At 63.8% G+C, this 18905-nt stretch carries 17 protein-coding genes; 7 read left to right on the top strand and 10 right to left on the bottom strand.

Features of this window, described 5'->3' with window-relative positions; genetic code table 11:
* Positions 1-267: 267 nt before the first annotated feature.
* Positions 268-876, bottom strand: coding sequence for a TetR/AcrR family transcriptional regulator (locus B4383_RS02970; RefSeq protein ID WP_078288446.1), 609 nt, complete (start codon positions 874-876; stop codon positions 268-270).
* Positions 877-1083: 207 nt separating this feature from the next.
* Here B4383_RS02970 and B4383_RS02965 point away from each other — a divergent pair, with 207 nt between their 5' ends.
* Both B4383_RS02965 and B4383_RS02960 read left to right on the top strand, forming a co-directional pair.
* Positions 1084-1464, top strand: a complete 381-nt coding sequence (locus B4383_RS02965; RefSeq protein WP_078288754.1) for a DUF3060 domain-containing protein — start codon at positions 1084-1086, stop codon at positions 1462-1464.
* 40 nt (positions 1465-1504) lie between these two features.
* Positions 1505-1957: a DUF3060 domain-containing protein gene (locus B4383_RS02960; RefSeq protein ID WP_078288452.1), complete on the top strand. Its 453-nt coding sequence runs from the start codon at positions 1505-1507 to the stop codon at positions 1955-1957.
* Between the two features lie 18 nt (positions 1958-1975).
* On the opposite strand, the gene B4383_RS02955 is transcribed toward B4383_RS02960, so the two are convergent.
* The 6 genes from B4383_RS02955 to B4383_RS02930 form a co-directional block, all read right to left on the bottom strand.
* Positions 1976-2521 (bottom strand): DUF3558 domain-containing protein, encoded by a 546-nt coding sequence (locus tag B4383_RS02955; protein ID WP_078288459.1) that lies wholly within the window; start codon positions 2519-2521, stop codon positions 1976-1978.
* The gene (locus B4383_RS02950) at positions 2521-3084 is read right to left on the bottom strand and encodes a DUF3558 domain-containing protein (RefSeq protein ID WP_078288464.1); all 564 of its coding nucleotides are present in this window, start codon (positions 3082-3084) and stop codon (positions 2521-2523) included. The genes B4383_RS02955 and B4383_RS02950 overlap by 1 nt, the downstream gene beginning before the upstream one ends.
* Positions 3085-3149: 65 nt before the next feature.
* Entirely contained in the window at positions 3150-3917 is a 768-nt protein-coding gene (locus B4383_RS02945; RefSeq protein WP_078288756.1) for a crotonase/enoyl-CoA hydratase family protein, read from the bottom strand.
* An 8-nt stretch (positions 3918-3925) separates the two neighbouring features.
* The gene (locus B4383_RS02940; protein ID WP_078288468.1) at positions 3926-4669 is read right to left on the bottom strand and encodes a PaaX family transcriptional regulator C-terminal domain-containing protein; all 744 of its coding nucleotides are present in this window, start codon (positions 4667-4669) and stop codon (positions 3926-3928) included.
* A 2-nt stretch (positions 4670-4671) separates the two neighbouring features.
* A complete protein-coding gene (locus tag B4383_RS02935) occupies positions 4672-5559 on the bottom strand; it encodes a crotonase/enoyl-CoA hydratase family protein (RefSeq protein WP_078288759.1) in 888 nt (295 codons plus the stop codon).
* Positions 5560-5580: 21 nt separating this feature from the next.
* Entirely contained in the window at positions 5581-7215 is a 1635-nt protein-coding gene (locus B4383_RS02930) for an acyl-CoA dehydrogenase family protein (RefSeq protein ID WP_078288471.1), read from the bottom strand.
* An 85-nt stretch (positions 7216-7300) separates the two neighbouring features.
* On the opposite strand from B4383_RS02930, the gene B4383_RS02925 reads away from it, so the two are divergent.
* The 4 genes from B4383_RS02925 (at position 7301) to B4383_RS02910 (ending at position 9213) form a co-directional block, all read left to right on the top strand.
* On the top strand, positions 7301-8005 hold the full coding sequence (locus B4383_RS02925) for a hypothetical protein (protein WP_078288762.1): 705 nt from the start codon (positions 7301-7303) through the stop codon (positions 8003-8005).
* Between the two features lie 66 nt (positions 8006-8071).
* Positions 8072-8428 (top strand): metalloregulator ArsR/SmtB family transcription factor, encoded by a 357-nt coding sequence (locus tag B4383_RS02920; protein ID WP_078288474.1) that lies wholly within the window; start codon positions 8072-8074, stop codon positions 8426-8428.
* Between the two features lie 3 nt (positions 8429-8431).
* Positions 8432-8917: an SRPBCC domain-containing protein gene (locus B4383_RS02915; protein WP_078288476.1), complete on the top strand. Its 486-nt coding sequence runs from the start codon at positions 8432-8434 to the stop codon at positions 8915-8917.
* Positions 8918-8922: 5 nt separating this feature from the next.
* Entirely contained in the window at positions 8923-9213 is a 291-nt protein-coding gene (locus B4383_RS02910) for a DUF1905 domain-containing protein (RefSeq protein ID WP_078288478.1), read from the top strand.
* Here the strand turns inward: B4383_RS02910 and B4383_RS02905 are convergent.
* Positions 9210-10613: an amino acid permease gene (locus B4383_RS02905; protein WP_078288479.1), complete on the bottom strand. Its 1404-nt coding sequence runs from the start codon at positions 10611-10613 to the stop codon at positions 9210-9212. The two genes, B4383_RS02910 and B4383_RS02905, sit on opposite strands and share 4 nt — an antisense overlap.
* Positions 10614-10749: 136 nt before the next feature.
* Between B4383_RS02905 and B4383_RS02900 the strand changes: the two genes are divergently transcribed.
* On the top strand, positions 10750-11175 hold the full coding sequence (locus B4383_RS02900) for a hypothetical protein (protein WP_078288481.1): 426 nt from the start codon (positions 10750-10752) through the stop codon (positions 11173-11175).
* A 27-nt stretch (positions 11176-11202) separates the two neighbouring features.
* Here B4383_RS02900 and B4383_RS02895 read toward each other — a convergent pair whose 3' ends face one another.
* Positions 11203-15150, bottom strand: a complete 3948-nt coding sequence (locus B4383_RS02895; protein WP_078288482.1) for a DNA-directed RNA polymerase subunit beta' — start codon at positions 15148-15150, stop codon at positions 11203-11205.
* 35 nt (positions 15151-15185) lie between these two features.
* Positions 15186-18716, bottom strand: a complete 3531-nt coding sequence (locus B4383_RS02890; RefSeq protein WP_139360503.1) for a DNA-directed RNA polymerase subunit beta — start codon at positions 18714-18716, stop codon at positions 15186-15188.
* Positions 18717-18905 lie beyond the last annotated feature (189 nt).

Below are 18905 nucleotides of genomic sequence, written 5' to 3'. Positions count from 1 at the left end.
GGTATCCCGAGGCCGGGCGTGTCGCACATACCGCGGACGCGAAGAAAAACTCCTTCACCCTCTGGGCATGCGAATTGACCTGGCGCCCTATCTGACCCCCACCGAGTACCCCAGCGGTGGCCATTGGCCAGGCACAGCGCCCTACCATACCAGGGCTGATCACAGTGAGACAAACTCGCCTACCAGCGACAAAGCGCAGGTCATCGATAACTCACCAATGCGCGGGCAACATGCCTGACTGATCGGCCCGCTCTTCGCGCCGAGCGCTCATCGCCGCTCGGCCAGACCCGACGCAAAGCGGTGCACCATCTCCGTAAATGCGATGTCGGGATCCATCTCGATGCCCGCCATAAAGCCTGTCATCTCCAGCATGACGAACCCGTGCATCGCAGCCCACAGCTCAACGCCCGCGTGAAAGGCGGTGTCCTCGTCGAGCCCGTACACGCCGATGGCCTCGGTTGCGGGCTTGGCCAATTCACGGGCGTCGATCGTCGGGCGGTTCACATCGTCCAGGAACGGCATGCGGGTCAGGGCGGCGTATCTGCCTGGATGGTGGTGCGCATAGCTGCGATACGCACCGGCCATGGCCAAGATTGCGTCCTCGCTGGTACGGCCCGAACTCACGGTGTGCAGCATGCCGACGATCTCGACCAGCACCCGATCGCGCACCTCGTGGCGCAGATCATCGAGGCTGTCCACATGGTTGTAGAGCGACGGCCCCTTCGTCCCCAGCTCGACAGCCAACGCGTTGATGGTCAGCGCATCCCAGCCGGCCCGGTCGAGGAAAGACAGCGCGGCGTTGACAACAGTGTCGCGGTTGAGCCGTGTCGCCCGCGCAGGACTTCTGCGGTGCGCGGTTGCGGGCTCGGTCGTCACGTCTGGCCGCCTTCGGGGTGAGTCGTTCTAGTTCGGTGCTATCTGGCGCGGCCTCCAAGGCAGATGGCCTGCTATGACCCTATCTCTCCCCGCCGTCACCTTTGTGTTTGTCAGCCTACCGAGCCTGTCGTGGCGCGCCGTGGCTTATTCTCATTACGTGATCGGGACGCTGAAATGACACACGTTCTAGTTTCCACTGGGCGGCGCCTGCTGGTCGCCGTCCTGGTAACCGGCGGCATCGTCACATTGATGGGCTCACCCGAGGGCCATTCGCGCCTCGCCGACAACATTCGCCTGGCCAAGAACGGCGACACACACATCACCCAGTACGGGCTCGTCACCACTATCGATTGCGGCGACTCCACTGTCTTTGTGAACGGATCGCAGAACGTCATCACCGCTCTCGGCAGCTGCTACGCGATCTCGGTACAGGGGTCGTCCAACACGATCATCGCCGACAACGTGGTCAACGACATCACCGTGTACGGCTTCAACCAGAAGGTGCTCTACAAGTCCGGCGAGCCTGCGGTCATCGATCGTGGACGCGAGCTGGGCATGATGAACTTCATCGACCGAGTCCCTGGCTGATCCCCCCACCCGACACGCAAATCTCGGGATAATCGACTCCATGTCCCGCCACAATGCCCTCCCCGCGGCAGTCTTTGCCCTCGTCGTGACCGCTCTCGGACTCGCGGGCTGCGGCGCCATCAAGCCGGGTTCGAGCAATCCGACACCCGGCACCTGGACTCCCCCATCCGCCTCGGCCTCCTCCAGCCCCTCCACGCCGACCTCCGCCAAGGTCGACATCGGGGACGAGACCGTGATCGGGTACTTCGGCCAGACCACGACCGCCGCATGCCAAGAGGGCAAGCGCCTGAACATCACGGGCGCCAACAACAAGCTCACCATCACCGGGGCCTGCGACACGGTCACCGTCTCGGGCTTCTCGAACACCATTGCGTTCGACGAGCTGAAGACCGAGGTGACGGTCACCGGCTACGGCAACAAACTGACCTATAAGGCGGGCGCGCCCAAGGTCAACAACTACGGAAGCAACAACACGATCGAGAAGGCTTCGTAGCCCTTCTCAATAGCCCGCTCAGAGCACCGTCTGCACAATGTGTTCGACCAGCTGACGGGCCGCGGCGCAGCTATCGCCGCCCTTGCGGTACTGAACCCACCAGGTCAAGGAACCGGATCCCGCCGGAACGGTCACTCCACATCCCGAGCCACCGGTGCCGGTACTGGTGAATCCCTTGCGGCCGTTGATCGTAATGTCGGCAGTCTTCTGTCCCATCCCGTCGGCAGACTTGCGATCGCGGTCGACATCGCCAGCCTCGTAGTACGCGTACAGAAGGTCGATGAGGCTTCCAGCGTCATCGGCGGCAACCCAATAACACAGTGCCCCAAAGAAATTCTGGTAGATCTGGGCGGCCTTGACGGTTTCGACAATCGTCTTCTCATCGAGCGGACCGCATTGGCCGTTGGCGAACCCGTACGGGTCCAGTTTGTCGTTCTCATTCCGCTCGCTGGAGTTCAGCGTCTCGCCCGGGGCGACAGCGGCACCGTCAACGGTGCGCGCACACCCGGTCGGCCCTGCGAGCAGTAACGCCGCGGCGGCAAGCGCGCCGACAGTCCTTTTCATTACTTGCCCACCTTGCTCAGCAGCGAGTCCATCAAGGTCTCGACGGCCTTGCACGGGTCGTTCTTGACGTTCCCCGATTGCAAAGACCAATGTAGGAAGTCCGGCCCTGATCCCGCGGACAGTTCACACAGCCCAACATTGCTCACGCGGTAACCCGGATAGGACTTGGTGGTCACCGTCTCCACCGTATGGCCGAGGTTTCGCGCGACTGACGCCTCTTTCTGCGCCGAGCTGCCCCGGTACCAGTACAGCGACAGGGACGTGTCCCCGCTTCCGGGACCCGTGGACCACCGACAACCCAGCAGGCTGTCCACGTCGCGTTTGAGTGCCGGGTTGCCCACCGCCGCAGTGACTTCCGCGTCAGTCATGCCGCCGCAGTCGCCAAGTGTGAAACCCTTACCGGGCCCGTTGTTCACCTCGGGCACCGTGGTCACCTGCACGTCGGGCGATCCGGCACCGTCGTCGTCACCACCGGAAGAGGACCGGGGCGAGCATCCGGCCAGCACCACGGCGACAACCACCAGGGCCGATACCGGAAGAATCCGCACACTCACGGTGTCCACAGTACGTCCGTATCCCGCAGGTCTCCCCCATGTCCGAGTGTGTCGGCGCCGCCGAACGCGGCGTGTCAGATCCCAGCGCCGTGGCGACCGGCACCCGCGGCGAACCTGCCGGCACCCTCGAGTGCTTCGGCCGCAACCCGCTCGATGCTGCCAAATTCGTTGTCCAACGCCGCTTCCTCGGCCATCCCCCACTGCGCGATGGCTGAATCGCGGTCTGCCCGCACGCATTGTTGCGGGAATGCGGCGATCTCCGCGGCCAGCGTCTCCGCCGCCGCACGAGCCTGCCCGCGGGGGACCACTCGATTGGCGAGCCCGATGTCCAGCGCCTCAGGTGCCGCGACGGGACGTCCGGTGAGGATCAGGTCCATGGCGCGCGAGTGTCCGATCAGCCGGGGCAGCCTGATCGTCCCGCCGTCGATGAGCGGCACACCCCAGCGCCGGCAGAACACACCCAGTACGGCGTCCTCCTCGACCACCCGAAGATCGCACCACAACGCCAGCTCGATACCGCCCGCCACGGCGTGCCCCGAGATCGCCGCGATCACAGGTTTAGACAACCGCAGCCGAGACGGGCCCATCGGACCGGGGCCGTGTGGGTGCAGTTCATTTCCGCGGTCGGTTCCCATTGCTTTGAGATCCGCTCCGGCACAGAATGTTCCGTTGTCACCCCAGAGCACCGCCACGGACGCCTCGGGGTCCGCGTCGAATTCGGTGAATGCTGCGAGTAGCGCCGCGGCGGTCGGACCGTCGACGGCATTGCGGGCGTGGGGCCGGTTGAGAATGACCGTCGTCACCGGCCCCGCCTTCTCGACGCGAACTGCGTTCTCACTCATGGGCTCGATCACAGGGAAGCCTCCTCCACCTCAGCGTTGTCGCGCAGCGTCACCAATTCATCCTTGAATTCCCGGTATCTGGATCGTATTTCGTCGGCGGGCCAATCCTTGGGCAACAACTCGTCCGGCAGCACGGGGTCGGCGAGCAGATGCCGCACCATCGCGGCGGCCAGCACAAATCGCGCAGGAATCGCCTCAGCCTGATCCCACCACCGCAGCAGGGCCGCCGCATACAGCGACCACCCGGGCAGATCCCACAGCTGGGCAGACAGCGCTTCGGGGTCTGCGGTTCGGGTGTGCAGAACCCAGACGTGGTCGGTGACCGACGGCGGAAGATCGATCTCCAGATTGTCCGGACGCAGCCACACACCCTCGCGTAGTTCTCCGAAACGCCTCTGCCGCAAGGTAGTTCGCAGGTCATTGCGGTCACGTGCGTCGCGGCCCACGCTGGTGATCACCAGCTGCGTCCAATTGCCGTCCCAGGAGCGTCGGTGCGGATCACAGGCCTCGTCCTGCCGAAGCTGACGGGCCTGCAGACGCTCGGCGAGCCGGTATCCCGATTCGGTTCTCGCAAGATCTCCCGCGGCGACCATCCGGGTGAGCGCCACTCGCACCGTGGTGTCACTGATTCCGAACAAGATGGTCAGCGCGCGGATTTCCCGCACCGACAGCTCGGCGGGGTGTGCGCCCAGCAGCAAGCTCAGGATTACCGAGCGAGCGGTCATCGGGTGATGATCGACCGGGTTGTCCATCGCTACAGATCGGTCGGCCTGCGGCCGAAATCACCGAAGGGCTCATCGCGATGGCGGACTGCCTGCCGATAGCCGTTCTGGATGGCATCGGCCGTGAACGTGTGGGCCTCCGCGGTATGACGGGATATTCCGTCGAACACGGTTCCCACCATGGCGCTGTTGGCGATCCCTTGATTGATGAGCACCGAGTTGCACGCGAGCTTGACCATCATCAACTGGTTCAGTGGCATCGCCGCGATCCGCGCCACCAGCCGCTCGGTGCGCTCGTCCAGGTCATCGGGCTCCGGCGCCTCGACCGCCAGACCCCACTCGTAGGCCTGCTTACCCGAGAGGCAGTCCCCCGTGAGCAGAAGACGTTTCGCACGCTGATCGCCGAGCTTGTGCGCCCACAGTCCGGTCGCCGGTACGCCCCACACCCGGGTTGGCGGGTACCCGATCTTGGCATCAGCGGCAACGATCAACTGATCGGCATGCAGGGCGATGTCGGTGCCACCGGCGACGCAGTACCCGTGCGCCTTCACCACGGTTGGCTTGTTGGCATGCAGTAACGACGAGAAGCCTCGGGTGAACCGGCTCATCATCTGATAGTCGAGCATGGGGTCCCAGTTGATGTTAGGCAGGTGGTTGCGCAGCTGCACCTGCCCGTCCAGCGCGGTACCCGAATACTGCGCCGAGCCTTCGTCGTTCGCCTCCGCGTAGGCGCTCAGGTCGAAGCCACCGCAGAATCCATCTCCCCGGCCCGACACCAGGATGACGTGAACCTGCGGGTCGAGGTCGGCACGCTCGACGAGAGCCGCCAGCTCCAACGGGGTCTCGGCGATGATCGCGTTGCCTTGCTCGGGCCGGTTGAAGGTGATGCGCGCGATGCGATCGGTGACCTCATAGGTCATCGTCTTCAAGGTGTCCACTTGCTAGCTACCCGACTTGACGGTCGCCCGCTCCAGAATCGGCGACAGGTCCAACCCCGTGGGGAGCGTGCCGAATGCACCACCCCAGTCGCCGGCCAACCGCGTGGCCAAGAATGCCTGCGCGACCGCCGGATGACCGTGACGCACCAGCAGGGCCCCCTGAAGGGCCAGGCAGATGTCCTCGGCGACCTTGCGGGCACGGTAGGTGACGGAGTCCAGATCACTGAGCTGCGTGTGCAATCCGTTGATATGGCGGTCCAGACGCTCGTCCTGCCCCTGGGCCAGCGCAAGCTCCTTGAACAGCACCTCGACGCATTCGGGCTTGGTGGCCATGGCGCGCAACGTGTCCAGGGCGCTGACGTTCCCGGACCCCTCCCAGATTCCCATCAGCGGTGCCTCGCGATAGAGACGTGGCAGGCCCGAATCCTCGACGTACCCGTTGCCGCCCAGACACTCCATGGCTTCGCCGGCATGCGGGGTGGCGCGCTTGCACACCCAATACTTGCTGGCTGCCAGTCCGATACGACGCAGCAGCGACTCGGTTTCATCGCCACGGGTGGCACGGTCCGTGGCACCCGCCATCCGCATCGCGACCATGGTGGCGGCCTCCGCCTCGATCGCGAGGTCAGCGAGGACGTTGCGCATGAGCGGCTGATCAATGAGGTACTCGCCGAAGGCCTTGCGGTGCTGAACATGCTGCATGGCCAGCGCCACGCCCGTGCGCATACTGGTGGCCGATCCGAGCGTGCAGTCCAGCCGCGTCATGTTCACCATCTCGATGATGGTCTTTACGCCCCTTCCTTCCTCGCCGACAAGCCACGCCGTGGCCTCGTCATACTCGACCTCCGAGGATGCGTTGGAATGATTACCGAGCTTGTCCTTCAAGCGCTGCAACCGCATCCGGTTACGCGTGCCGTCCGGTAGTACCCGCGGCAGGAAGAAGCACGACAGGCCTCCGGGCGTCTGCGCGAGCACCAGAAACACATCGCACATCGGCGCCGAGGTGAACCACTTGTGCCCCACCAGCGTGTAGCTGCCATCGGCATTCGGCGTGGCGGTGGTCGTGCCCGCACGCACATCCGAGCCGCCCTGCTTCTCCGTCATCGACATGCCCGCCGTCAGCCCCGCCTTGGTGGCGGGCACCGCGAGCACCGGGTCATACACCCGACTGGACAGCAGCGGCTCGTAGATCGCCGCCAACTCGGGGTTGGCACGCAGCGCCGGCACCACCGCATAGGTCATCGAGATGGGACACATGTGGCCGGGATCGGCGGTCCACACACCGGTCTTGGCGGCGCGGACGACATGAGCACCCGGGCGCTCATCGGCCCACGGCGCTCCGTGCAGCCCGTGAGCAACCGCCTCGCGCATGAGCTCGTGATAGGCCGGGTCGAACTCGATTTCGTCGACGCGATGCCCCCAACGGTCATGGGTGTGCAGCACGGGGCGGTTCCGGTTCGCCAGCTCCCCCGCGCGTTGCATGCGATCGGTGCCATTGAGCGCGCCGACCTGGACAACCTCCTCGACGCCCCACTGCCCGCCTTCACGAATGAGGGCTTCCATCAGCACAGGACTGCTCGCCGCGTTGTAGTCGTGCAGTGCAGGGACCTGATTGGTGACGACATGCGTATCGGCCATGCTTTCAGTGTTACATTTCTGCGACAACCGCACAAGATCTGTTCACATGGACTTCGGCGAGCCCCTCCTGCGCTACAAAGAGAGCGTGGAGAAGGTCGTCTTCGTGCTGCGCCAACCGTCCGATGCCGCCACCGACGATTGGTGCGAGCAGCTGCACACGGCCGTCGTCGACAAGATCCAGACGGCAGGCGTGCACGGCCTGACCCTGTGCGCGCATGACGCCGCAGTGCGTGCCGCCAGCCTGCGCTTGGTGACCCTGGACCCACCATTGGCCGCAGTCGTCATCGTGTGGGTTCAGCAGTCATACGGCCCGGCAATACGGGAGATCGAGGCAATTCTGGCCGCGGCGTCGGCCAACGTGCACGGATATCTCGTCACAGAATCGGTGCCGCTGCCCGCTCCTGAGTATGAACCCGGCTCGCGGTCAATGGGTTTCACCAACATCGCCCTGTTACGCAGGCCCGCCAACATGCCGTTCGACGCGTGGCGACAGCAATGGCAGGATGTGCACACTCAGAAGGCGCTCGACCTGCAATCGACCATCGGCTACGAACAGAACCTCGTAGTCCGCGCCGTTACCGATGACGCGCCCGCGATCTCGGCCATCGTGCTCGAACAGTTTCCCTCGCCGGCCCTCACCGACCCGCTGGCCTGGTACGGCGCACTGGATCAACAGCAGCTGGGCCAACGCGCGATGGCCATGCTGGATAGCGTCAAAGCCTTTGGTGCTCATACCAATATCGACACCGTCGCCACCAGTAGGTACGACATGGTTCGCCCATTCGGGTGACAGCCCTCGCCGTCGCACAGATCGCACGATGTTGACATAAAACCAAATGGTTGTACATTGGGATTCGTGACCGCCGCGGATGAGGACAGGGCCGACGCCATGTTCCATGCGCTCTCCGACCGCACCCGACGCGACATCTTGCGGCGAGTGCTGGCCGGTGAGCACTCGGTCTCAGCGCTTGCGGAGAACTACGACATGAGTTTCGCCGCAGTGCAAAAGCACGTCGCCGTGCTGGAAAAGGCCGGGCTGCTGACAAAACGGCGCAGCGGTCGTCAGCAGTTGGCCAGCGGCGACGTGGACGGGGTTCGCTCGGTCGGCGCCATGCTCACCGAGCTGGAGCAGTTCTGGCGCGGCAGGATCGCCCGCATCGATGAACTCATCGCACTCGAACCACCGACGCTCAAACCACCGAGAAAGGACTGAATCATGCCCGTCACTAACGTTACTCACGATATCGACACCCGAACCATCAGCATTGAGGCCGAGTTCGAGGCGCCGCTCAGCCGGATCTGGCAGATCTACACCGACCCGCGCCAGCTCGAAAAGGTATGGGGCCCACCGAGTTGCCCGGCAACGTTTGTCGATCACAACTTCACGCCGGGTGGCCGAGTGAACTACTACATGACGGGGCCAGCGGGTGAACGGTACGCGGGCTGGTGGGAGATCACGGCGATCGACGAACCGAACAGTTTCGCATTCAGGGACGGCTTCTCCGATGAAGACCTGAATCCGGTGGACGACATGCCGGTCTCGGAAAACCTGTATACATTCATCGAGAAGGACGGCCGCACCCTGGCAACCTACGTCAGCACATTTAAGACTGCCGAGGCGCTGCAGAAGGTGCTGGACATGGGCGTCATCGAGGGCGCGTCGTCTGCGATCAACCAGATCGACGACCTCGTCCGCTCCTGAGCGTAATGGTGGAGTACCGCGACCCCGGCACCATCACCTTCGAGGCGACCATTGAGAAGCCCGAGGGCCCCGGTGCATTCGTCGAGTTCCCGTTTCCCGTGACCGACACCTTCGGAGTAAAGGCCCGCGTACCGGTGCTAGCCGTGTTCGACGGCTCGGTGACGTACACGGGATCCTTGGCTCCGTACGGCGGCACGCACCTGCTCGGGGTGCGCAAGGACATTCAGGAACAGTTGGGCAAGGGCCCCGGTGACCGAGTGGCCGTGGAGGTCAGGCTCGATACCGACCGCACTTAGGCGTCTTGCTTTTCGTGCCGTGCGGGTTCGTCATGGTGCACAAAGTAACCAAGCACCACAATCACGAACCAGACCAGGCCCACGAAGATCGCGGTACGGCCGTCTTCCGTGAAGAACAGAAGCACCACCACGAGCGCCAGGAAGGCCAGCGCCAACAGATTTGTCACCGGAGCCCCGGGAAGCTTGTAATCCGAGGCGGGTAGTTCCCCGGCGGCGACCCGCTTCCGGTAAATCAAGTGGGACACCAGGATTGAACCCCACACAAAAATGATGCCAATGGTGGATACCGACGTGATGTAGGCGAATGCCTTGTCCGGCGACAGCCAGTTGACGAACACGCCGATACCCATGGCCAGTGCCGAGAAGCAGATGGCCAACATCGGGACGTGGCGTGAGCTCAACGACTGCAGACCCGCGGGGGCATCGCCGCGCTGCGCCAGGCTGCGCACCATCCTGCCGGTCGAATAGATGCCCGAGTTGCAGGAGGAAAGTGCAGCCGTCAGCAAGATGAAGTTCACGATGTTCGCCGCCTGCGGAATGTCGAGGTACTCGAACACCGCGACGAAGGGACTCTCGCCTTTGTGATAGTTCTGCCAGCCCTGGATCGACAGAATGACGATCAGCGCACCCACGTAGAACAACCCGATGCGGAACGGCAGCGTATTAATCGCCTTACGCAGGGTTACTTTCGGGTTCTCGGCCTCCCCTGCCGTGACACCGACGAGCTCAACGCCGACATAGGCGAACACCACGATCTGCAGGCTCAGCAGGGCCTGACTGAATCCCGTCGGGAAGAACCCGCCGTCGTTCCAGAGATTGGCGACGGTGGGGCCCGATTCCGGCCCGAGTCCCGAAATAGGAAGCAGTACACCGATACCGATGATGATCATCCCGACGATCGCCGTCACCTTGATCATCGAGAACCAGAACTCCGCCTCGCCAAAAATCTTCACCGAAATCAGGTTGGCCCCGAACAGGATGAGAAGGACGGCCAAGGCAGTGACCCACTGCGGGACACCAGGCCACCACCGTTGGATGTACACGCCGGCGACGGTGATCTCCGCCATACACGTGGTGGCCCACACCGCCCAGTAGGTCCAGCCGTTAGCGAATCCGGCGAAACGCCCCATGAATTCCTCGGCATACTCGGAAATGCTGCCCGAGACCGGCCGATAGACCAGCAGTTCACCGAGTGCCCGCATGATCACGAAGATGGCCAGACCCGCAACCAGGTAGGCCAAAATGAGCGCCGGACCGGCCTTCTCGATCGCACCACCGGCGCCATAGAAGAGGCCAGTGCCGATGGCACCGCCGATCGCGATCATCTGCACCGTGCGGGCCGAGAGCCCACGTGAATATCCGGCGTCGGGCGTCTCGGACTCGGAATTGGCAACGGTCATCCGAACATCATTGCGTGAGTGGACACTTATTGCACGGGAAACCCGGACACACCGTCCACAACGCGCGTGGAATTGCGTGGCCTAGCTAGGTATTTGTGCGCTGAACCGACTTCACTTACGTGCATAGGCTTCTGGCATGCTCAACCAACAGTTCATCGGACGCGTGACATTGCCGATACTCGCCGTGGTGTTTCCGTTCATGATCGTCGCCGGACAACTCGGCCTGGACATTTGTCGCTGGTGGATCGTGTACGGCACCGCAACCATTGTGGCTGTCCTGATGGGCATCACCACGTTCGGCATGTGCAATTCCAACGGCCCGGGCCTCGCCGTCAGTCAGTCCTGGGCGCTCTTTTGGATCAGCCTGGCGGCGCTCACCGCAGTGCAGGGCTTCTTCTACGCGCAGTTCCGACATCAGTGCCCGGTAACCGGGCCGATCATCGCGATCGACGCGTTCCTCGAATGGCTCATCGCACCCGTGGTTCTCGTCGTCGTGTCCGGGAGTGCATTCCGGCGCGCGTGGACCGCTGCGCGGCGAAATGGAAAGGCCCCCGGGGTGTAACCCGGGGGCCTTTCTCGTGCTTACGACTTAGCGGTAGTCGCTGTATCCGTAGTCGTCCAGCGGCACCGCAGCACCGGTGTTAGAACCGAAGTCGGGGCTGTAGTAGGCATCCTCGTACGACGGAATCGTGTACGCGGCGGCCCGGGCCTCTTCGGTCGGTTGCACCGAGATGTTGCGGTAGCGGTTGATACCGGTACCAGCCGGGATCAACTTACCGATGATGACGTTCTCCTTCAGACCATTCAGTCTGTCGCTGCGGCAGTTGATGGCCGCATCGGTCAGCACGCGAGTGGTCTCCTGGAAGGACGCCGCCGACAGCCACGAGTCAGTCGCCAGCGATGCCTTGGTGATACCCATCAGCACCGGACGGCCGGCCGCAGGCTCGTTGCCTTCGGCCACCACGCGACGGTTCGCGGTCTCGAACTCGCCACGCTCGGTGAGCGATCCGGGCAGGAATTCCGTTGCGCCCGAGTCGATGATCGTCACGCGACGCAGCATCTGGCGCACGATGACCTCGATGTGCTTGTCGTGGATCGACACACCCTGGCTGCGGTACACCTCCTGCACCTCGTTGACGAGGTGCACCTGCACCTGACGCGGGCCCATGACACGGAGCACCTCGTGCGGGTCAGCCGCACCCTCCATGAGCTGCTGCCCAACCTCGACGTGGTCGCCGTCGGCCAGCGGACGCTCGGAGCCGTCTTCATGCTTGAAGACGCGCAGGCGCTGACGCTTGGAGAGCTTGTCGTAGACAACTTCCTCGCCACCGTCATCCGGGATGATGGTGATCTTGTAAAAGCGCTCGCCCTCTTCGAGGCGAACCCGTCCGGTGACATCGGCAATAGGCGCCTTGCCCTTGGGAACTCGCGCTTCGAACAGCTCGGTGACACGCGGCAGACCGCCGGTGATGTCGTCACCGACGCCACCCTGGTGGAAGGTACGCATGGTCAGCTGGGTACCGGGCTCACCGATCGACTGTGCGGCCACGATGCCCGCCGCCTCACCGATGTCGACGAGCTTGCCGGTCGCCATCGAACGGCCATAGCACATCGCGCAGACTCCGGTACCGGTGGTGCAGGTAAGCACCGACCGGACCTTGACCTGGGTGACACCCGCGGCGAGAAGCTTCTCGATCGCCGGATCGCCCAGATCGTGTCCACGCTCCACCAGCACGTTGCCCTCGGCATCCACCGCGTCGGCGGCGAGAGTCCGTGCGTAGGCGGAGGTTTCGATGTGCGCGTCGCGGATCAGCGTGCCATCGTCCAGCTTCTCGGCGATGGTCACGTTGATGCCACGCTCGGTACCGCAGTCGTGCTCGCGGACGATGACGTCCTGCGAGACGTCCACCAGACGACGGGTCAGGTAACCCGAGTCGGCGGTGCGAAGCGCGGTGTCCGCCAGGCCCTTACGGGCGCCGTGCGTGTTGATGAAGTACTCCAGAACGGTCAGGCCCTCGCGGAACGAGGACTTGATCGGACGCGGGATGTACTCACCCTTCGGGTTTGTCACCAGACCCTTCATGCCCGCCAGGTTTCGCACCTGGGTCATGTTGCCGGTCGCACCGGACTTGGGCAGCAAGGTAATCGGGTTGTCGGCCGGGTAGTGCTCCTCCAGCGCCTTACCGACCTCGTCGGTGGCTTCCTGCCAGATCTTGACCAGTGCGTCGCGACGCTCCTGGTGGTTCAAAGCACCACGCTGGTACTGCTTTTCGATCCGCTCCGCTTCCTTCTCGTAGCGGTCCAGGATCTCCGCCTTCTGCGGCGGCACCAGCACGTCGGCCATCGACACCGTGACACCCGAGCGCGTGGCCCAGTGGAAACCGGCATCCTTGAGCTTGTCGACGGTCTGCGCGACCACGATCATCGGGAACCGCTCAGCGAGGTCGTTGATGATCGCCGACTGCACCTTCTTGTGCATCTGCTTGTTCACGAACGGGTACCCGTGGGGCAGCAGCTCGTTGAACAGCACGCGGCCCAGGGTGGTCTCGGCAACCCAGGCATCGCCTGGCCGCCAACCGTTTTCGAACAGCTCGGCCTCAACCTCGGCCGGCGGACGCTGCTGCGTCAGCCGCACTCGGATGGGTGCACGGACGCTCAGCGCGCCACGGTCGAGGGCCATGATGGCCTCGGCGGGCGAGCTGTACACACCGGTCTCCGGCTGGTCCTTCGCGGCCGGAGTGTGTGCACCGGTATCGCCGGGGACCTCGGTGGTCAGGAAGTACAGACCGGTCACCATGTCCAGACGCGGCATGGCCAGCGGGCGGCCCGACGCGGGCGACAGGATGTTGTTCGAGGACAGCATCAGGATGCGCGCCTCGGCCTGCGCCTCCGCGGACAGCGGAAGGTGCACGGCCATCTGGTCACCGTCGAAGTCGGCGTTGAACGCCTCACACACCAGCGGGTGCAGCTGAATTGCCTTGCCTTCCACCAGCTGCGGCTCGAAGGCCTGGATACCCAGGCGGTGCAGCGTTGGTGCACGGTTCAGCAGCACCGGATGCTCGGCGATGACCTCTTCGAGGACGTCCCACACCTGGGCGCGCTGACGCTCCACCATGCGCTTGGCGCTCTTGATGTTCTGCGCGTGGTTCAGGTCGACCAGGCGCTTCATCACGAACGGCTTGAACAGCTCGAGGGCCATCAGCTTAGGCAGACCGCACTGGTGCAGCTTGAGCTGCGGGCCGACCACGATGACCGAACGGCCCGAGTAGTCGACGCGCTTGCCGAGCAGGTTCTGACGGAACCGGCCCTGCTTGCCCTTGAGCAGATCCGACAGCGACTTCAGCGGACGGTTACCCGGTCCGGTCACCGGACGTCCACGACGACCGTTGTCGAACAGCGCGTCCACGGACTCCTGCAGCATCCGCTTCTCGTTGTTGACGATGATCTCGGGCGCGCCCAGATCGATCAGTCGCTTGAGTCGGTTGTTGCGGTTGATGACGCGGCGATACAGGTCGTTCAGGTCGGAGGTCGCGAAGCGGCCACCGTCGAGCTGAACCATCGGACGCAGCTCCGGTGGGATCACCGGCACCGCGTCGAGCACCATGCCACCGGGGCTGTTGGTGGAGTTCTGGAACGCCGCCACCACCTTCAGGCGCTTGAGTGCACGAAGCTTCTTCTGCCCCTTGCCACTGCGGATGGTCTCGCGCAGGTTCTCAGCCTCGGCATCGAGATCGAAGTTCTGGATGAGCTTCTGCACGGCCTCGGCACCCATGGCACCGGTGAAGTACTCGCCGTAACGGTCCACGAGCTCGCGGTAGAGCAGCTCGTCGACGATCAGCTGCTGGACGGAGAGCTTGGTGAAGGTGGTCCAGATCTCGTCGAGCCGGTCCAGCTCACGCTGGGACCGATCGCGCAGCTGACGCATCTCGCGCTCGCCACCGTCGCGCACCTTGCGGCGCACGTCGGACTTGGCACCCTCGGCCTCGAGCTCGGCCAGGTCGGCTTCGAGCTTCTGGGCGCGGGCCTCCAGGTCGGCATCGCGCTGATCTGCGACGGCCTTCTTCTCGACCTCCATCTCGGCCTCGAGTGTCGAGAGCTCGTTGTGGCGCAGCTCGTCGTCGACCGCGGTGATGACATAGGCGGCGAAGTAGATGATCTTTTCCAGATCCTTCGGCGCCAGGTCGAGCAGGTATCCGAGACGTGACGGAACACCCTTGAAGTACCAGATGTGCGTAACCGGTGCGGCCAGTTCGATGTGGCCCATCCGCTCACGGCGCACCTTGGCGCGAGTTACCTCGACGCCGCAGCGCTCACAGATGATGCCCTTGAAGCGCACGCGCTTGTACTTGCCGCAGTAGCACTCCCAGTCACGAGTAGGTCCGAAGATCTTCTCGCAGAACAGGCCGTCCTTCTCGGGCTTGAGCGTGCGGTAGTTGATGGTCTCCGGCTTCTTGACTTCGCCAAAGGACCAGTTACGGATGTCATCCGCCGACGCGAGGCCGATACGGAGTTCATCGAAGAAGTTGACGTCGAGCACGTAAACTCCCTTTCCCCTTGCGGGATAGAATTCGGTTAGGCAAAGTCCTCAATGGACGCAGATTCGTTGCGGGACAGGTTGATTCCCAGGTTCGCGGCAGCGCGCTCCAGGTCCTCGTCATCGCCGTCGCGCATTTCGATGGTGGTGCCCTCCTTCGAGAGCACCTCCACGTTCAGGCACAGCGACTGGAGTTCCTTGAGCAGAACCTTGAACGACTCCGGGATCCCCGGCTCGGGGATGTTCTCGCCCTTGACGATCGCCTCGTAGACCTTCACACGACCGACGGTGTCGTCGGACTTGATGGTCAACAGCTCCTGCAGCGTGTATGCCGCACCGTAGGCCTGCATGGCCCAGCACTCCATCTCACCGAATCGCTGACCACCGAACTGCGCCTTACCACCGAGCGGCTGCTGGGTGATCATCGAGTACGGGCCGGTCGAACGCGCGTGAATCTTGTCGTCGACCAAGTGGTGCAGCTTCAGGATGTACATGTAGCCGACGGTCACCGGGTACGGGAACGGCTCGCCGCTACGGCCGTCGAACAGCCGCGCCTTGCCGTCACCGTCCACCATGACCTCGCCGTCCCGGTTGGGCAGCGTCGAGGACAGCAGTCCGGTCAGCTCCTCCTCGCGGGCACCGTCGAACACCGGGGTAGCCGTGCGGGTGTCGGCCGGGGCCGACTGCAGATCCTCGGGGAGATTCTGCGCCCACGCCGGAATCTCAGCGTTGCCGTCCTTCCGGATATCCCAGCCGGTCTTGGCCACCCACCCCAGGTGGGTCTCCAAGATCTGGCCGATGTTCATACGACGCGGCACACCGTGCGTGTTCAGGATGACGTCGACCGGAGTGCCATCGGGCAGGAACGGCATGTCCTCGACGGGCAGGATCTTGCCGATGACGCCCTTGTTGCCATGGCGTCCGGCCAGCTTGTCACCGTCGGAGATCTTGCGCTTCTGCGCGACGTACACGCGAACGAGCTCGTTCACGCCGGCAGGCAGATCGTCGTCGTCATCACGCGAAAAGACGCGGATGCCGATGACCTTCCCGGACTCACCGTGCGGCACCTTCAGGGAAGTGTCGCGAACCTCGCGGGCCTTCTCACCGAAGATGGCACGCAGCAGGCGCTCCTCGGGGGTCAGCTCGGTCTCGCCCTTCGGGGTGACCTTGCCGACGAGGATGTCGCCGTCGCGGACCTCGGCGCCGATGCGGACGATGCCGCGCTCGTCAAGGTCTGCCAGCACCTCATCGGAGACGTTCGGGATATCCCGGGTGATCTCCTCGGCGCCCAGCTTGGTATCACGCGCATCGATTTCGTGCTCTTCGATGTGAATCGAGGTGAGCACGTCCTCTTCAACCAGACGGTTGGACAGGATGATGGCGTCCTCGTAGTTGTGGCCTTCCCACGGCATGATCGCCACGAGCAGGTTCTTACCGAGGGCCATTTCGCCGTTCTCGGTGCAAGGACCGTCCGCGATGACCTGACCGATCTCGACCCGCTGACCTTCGTCCACAATCGGGCGCTGGTTGGCGCAGGTGCCGTGGTTCGATCGCGCGAACTTGCGCAACCGGTAGCTCTGGCGGGTGCCGTCGTCTGCCATCACGGTGACGTAGTCGGCGGACACCTCTTCGATGACACCGGCCTTCTCCGCGACGACAACGTCGCCGGCGTCGATGGCAGCGCGCAGCTCCATACCAGTACCGACCAGCGGGGCCTCGCTACGCACCAGCGGAACCGCCTGGCGCTGCATGTTGGCACCCATCAGTGCACGGTTGGCGTCGTCGTGCTCCAGGAACGGGATCATCGCGGTCGCGACCGACACCATCTGGCGCGGCGAGACGTCCATGTAGTCGACGTTGGTCGACGGCACGAACTCGACCTCGCCACCCTTACGGCGCACCAGGACGCGCTCCTCGGTGAAGCGGCCCTTCTCATCGGTCGGCGAATTGGCCTGCGCCACCACGTGGCGGTCCTCTTCGTCAGCGGTCAGGTAGCGGATCTCGTCAGTGACGACACCCTCGACCACCTTGCGGTACGGCGTCTCGATGAAGCCGAACGGGTTAACCCGCGCGTACACCGACAGCGAGCCGATCAGGCCGATGTTCGGGCCTTCCGGGGTCTCGATCGGGCACATGCGGCCGTAGTGCGAGGGGTGCACATCGCGGACCTCAAGGCCGGCGCGGTCACGGGTCAGACCACCCGGGCCCAGCGCCGACAGACGACGCTTGTGGGTCAGACCCGAGAGCGGGTTGTTCTGGTCCATGAACTGCGACAGCTGGCTGGTTCCGAAGAACTCCTTGATCGCCGCCACGACGGGACGGATGTTGATCAGGGTCTGCGGGGTGATCGCCTCGACGTCCTGAGTGGTCATGCGCTCACGCACGACGCGCTCCATGCGGGACAGGCCGACCCGGATCTGGTTCTGGATCAGCTCGCCGACAGTACGCAGACGACGGTTACCGAAGTGGTCGATGTCGTCGACCTCTACGGGGACCTCGAGACCGCCGGGGGCGGTCATCGTGGTCTGGCCCTCGTGCAGACGCACCAGGTACTCGATGGTGGCGACGACGTCTTCCTCGGTGAGCGTGGTGGCAGTCACCAGAGCCGGGTTGGCGCCACCCAGGCCCAGCTTCTTGTTCACCTTGTACCGGCCCACGCGGGCCAGGTCGTAGCGCTTCTCCTTGAAGAACAGGTTCTCCAGCAGAGCCTGCGCGGACTCCTTGGTCGGCGGCTCGCCCGGACGCAGCTTGCGGTAGATGTCCAGCAGCGCCTCGTCGGGACCGGCGATGTTGTCCTTCTCCAGGGTCCCCATCATGATTTCGGAGAACCCGAAGCGCTCGACGATCTGCTCGTTGGTCCAGCCGAGCGCCTTCAGGAGCACGGTGACCGGCTGACGGCGCTTGCGATCGATGCGCACACCCACGGTGTCGCGCTTGTCGACATCGAACTCGAGCCACGCACCGCGGCCGGGGATGACCTTGACGCTGTGCAGGGTCTTCTCGGTCGACTTGTCGATGTTCTCGTCGAAGTAGACACCGGGCGAACGGACCAGCTGCGACACGACCACACGCTCGGTGCCGTTGATGATGAAAGTGCCCATGTCGGTCATCATCGGGAAGTCACCCATGAAGACCGTCTGGCTCTTGATCTCGCCGGTGTTGTTGTTGATGAACTCGGCCGTGACGAACAGCGGAGCCGCGTACGTCATGTCCTTGTCTTTGCACTCGTCGACGGGTGCCTTGACCTCGTCGAAGCGCGGGTCGCTGAATGACAGCGACATCGAGCCCGAGAAGTCCTCGATCGGCGAGAGCTCCGTGAGGATCTCCTCAAGGCCGCCGGTCGGGTTCACCTCACCGCGAGCAGTCGCAACCTCACGCCATCGGGGTGAGCCAACCAGCCATTCAAAAGAATCCGTCTGCACATCGAGCAGGCCGGGAACCGCAAGCGGTTCACGCAGCTTGGCGAAGGACAGTCGGCTAGGCGCCCCAGGTACGGAGTTAGTAGTTGCGTTATCGGTCTTAGTCTGGCGAGAGACTGCCAAGATCGGTCCTCCAGTGTTGCCGCGCATCTGCGTTGTTTTGCGCAAGCAACGACCAAACACACACCCGATCGATCACAACATGAACCAACACCGTCGTGGCGAGGGAAGGTGGGCAGGAGGCAGCCAGCGCAACGTCTAACAATAGCGTACTATCGCGCAGCCTTCAACTGCCCGGTCAAATCTGCGGATCAGTGCTGGCTGGCGGCCTCACTGCAT

Source organism: Mycobacterium sp. D16R24 (genome assembly GCF_002013385.1).
GTDB lineage: Bacteria > Actinomycetota > Actinomycetes > Mycobacteriales > Mycobacteriaceae > Mycobacterium.
This window is presented reverse-complemented; position numbering and strand designations above follow the sequence as displayed.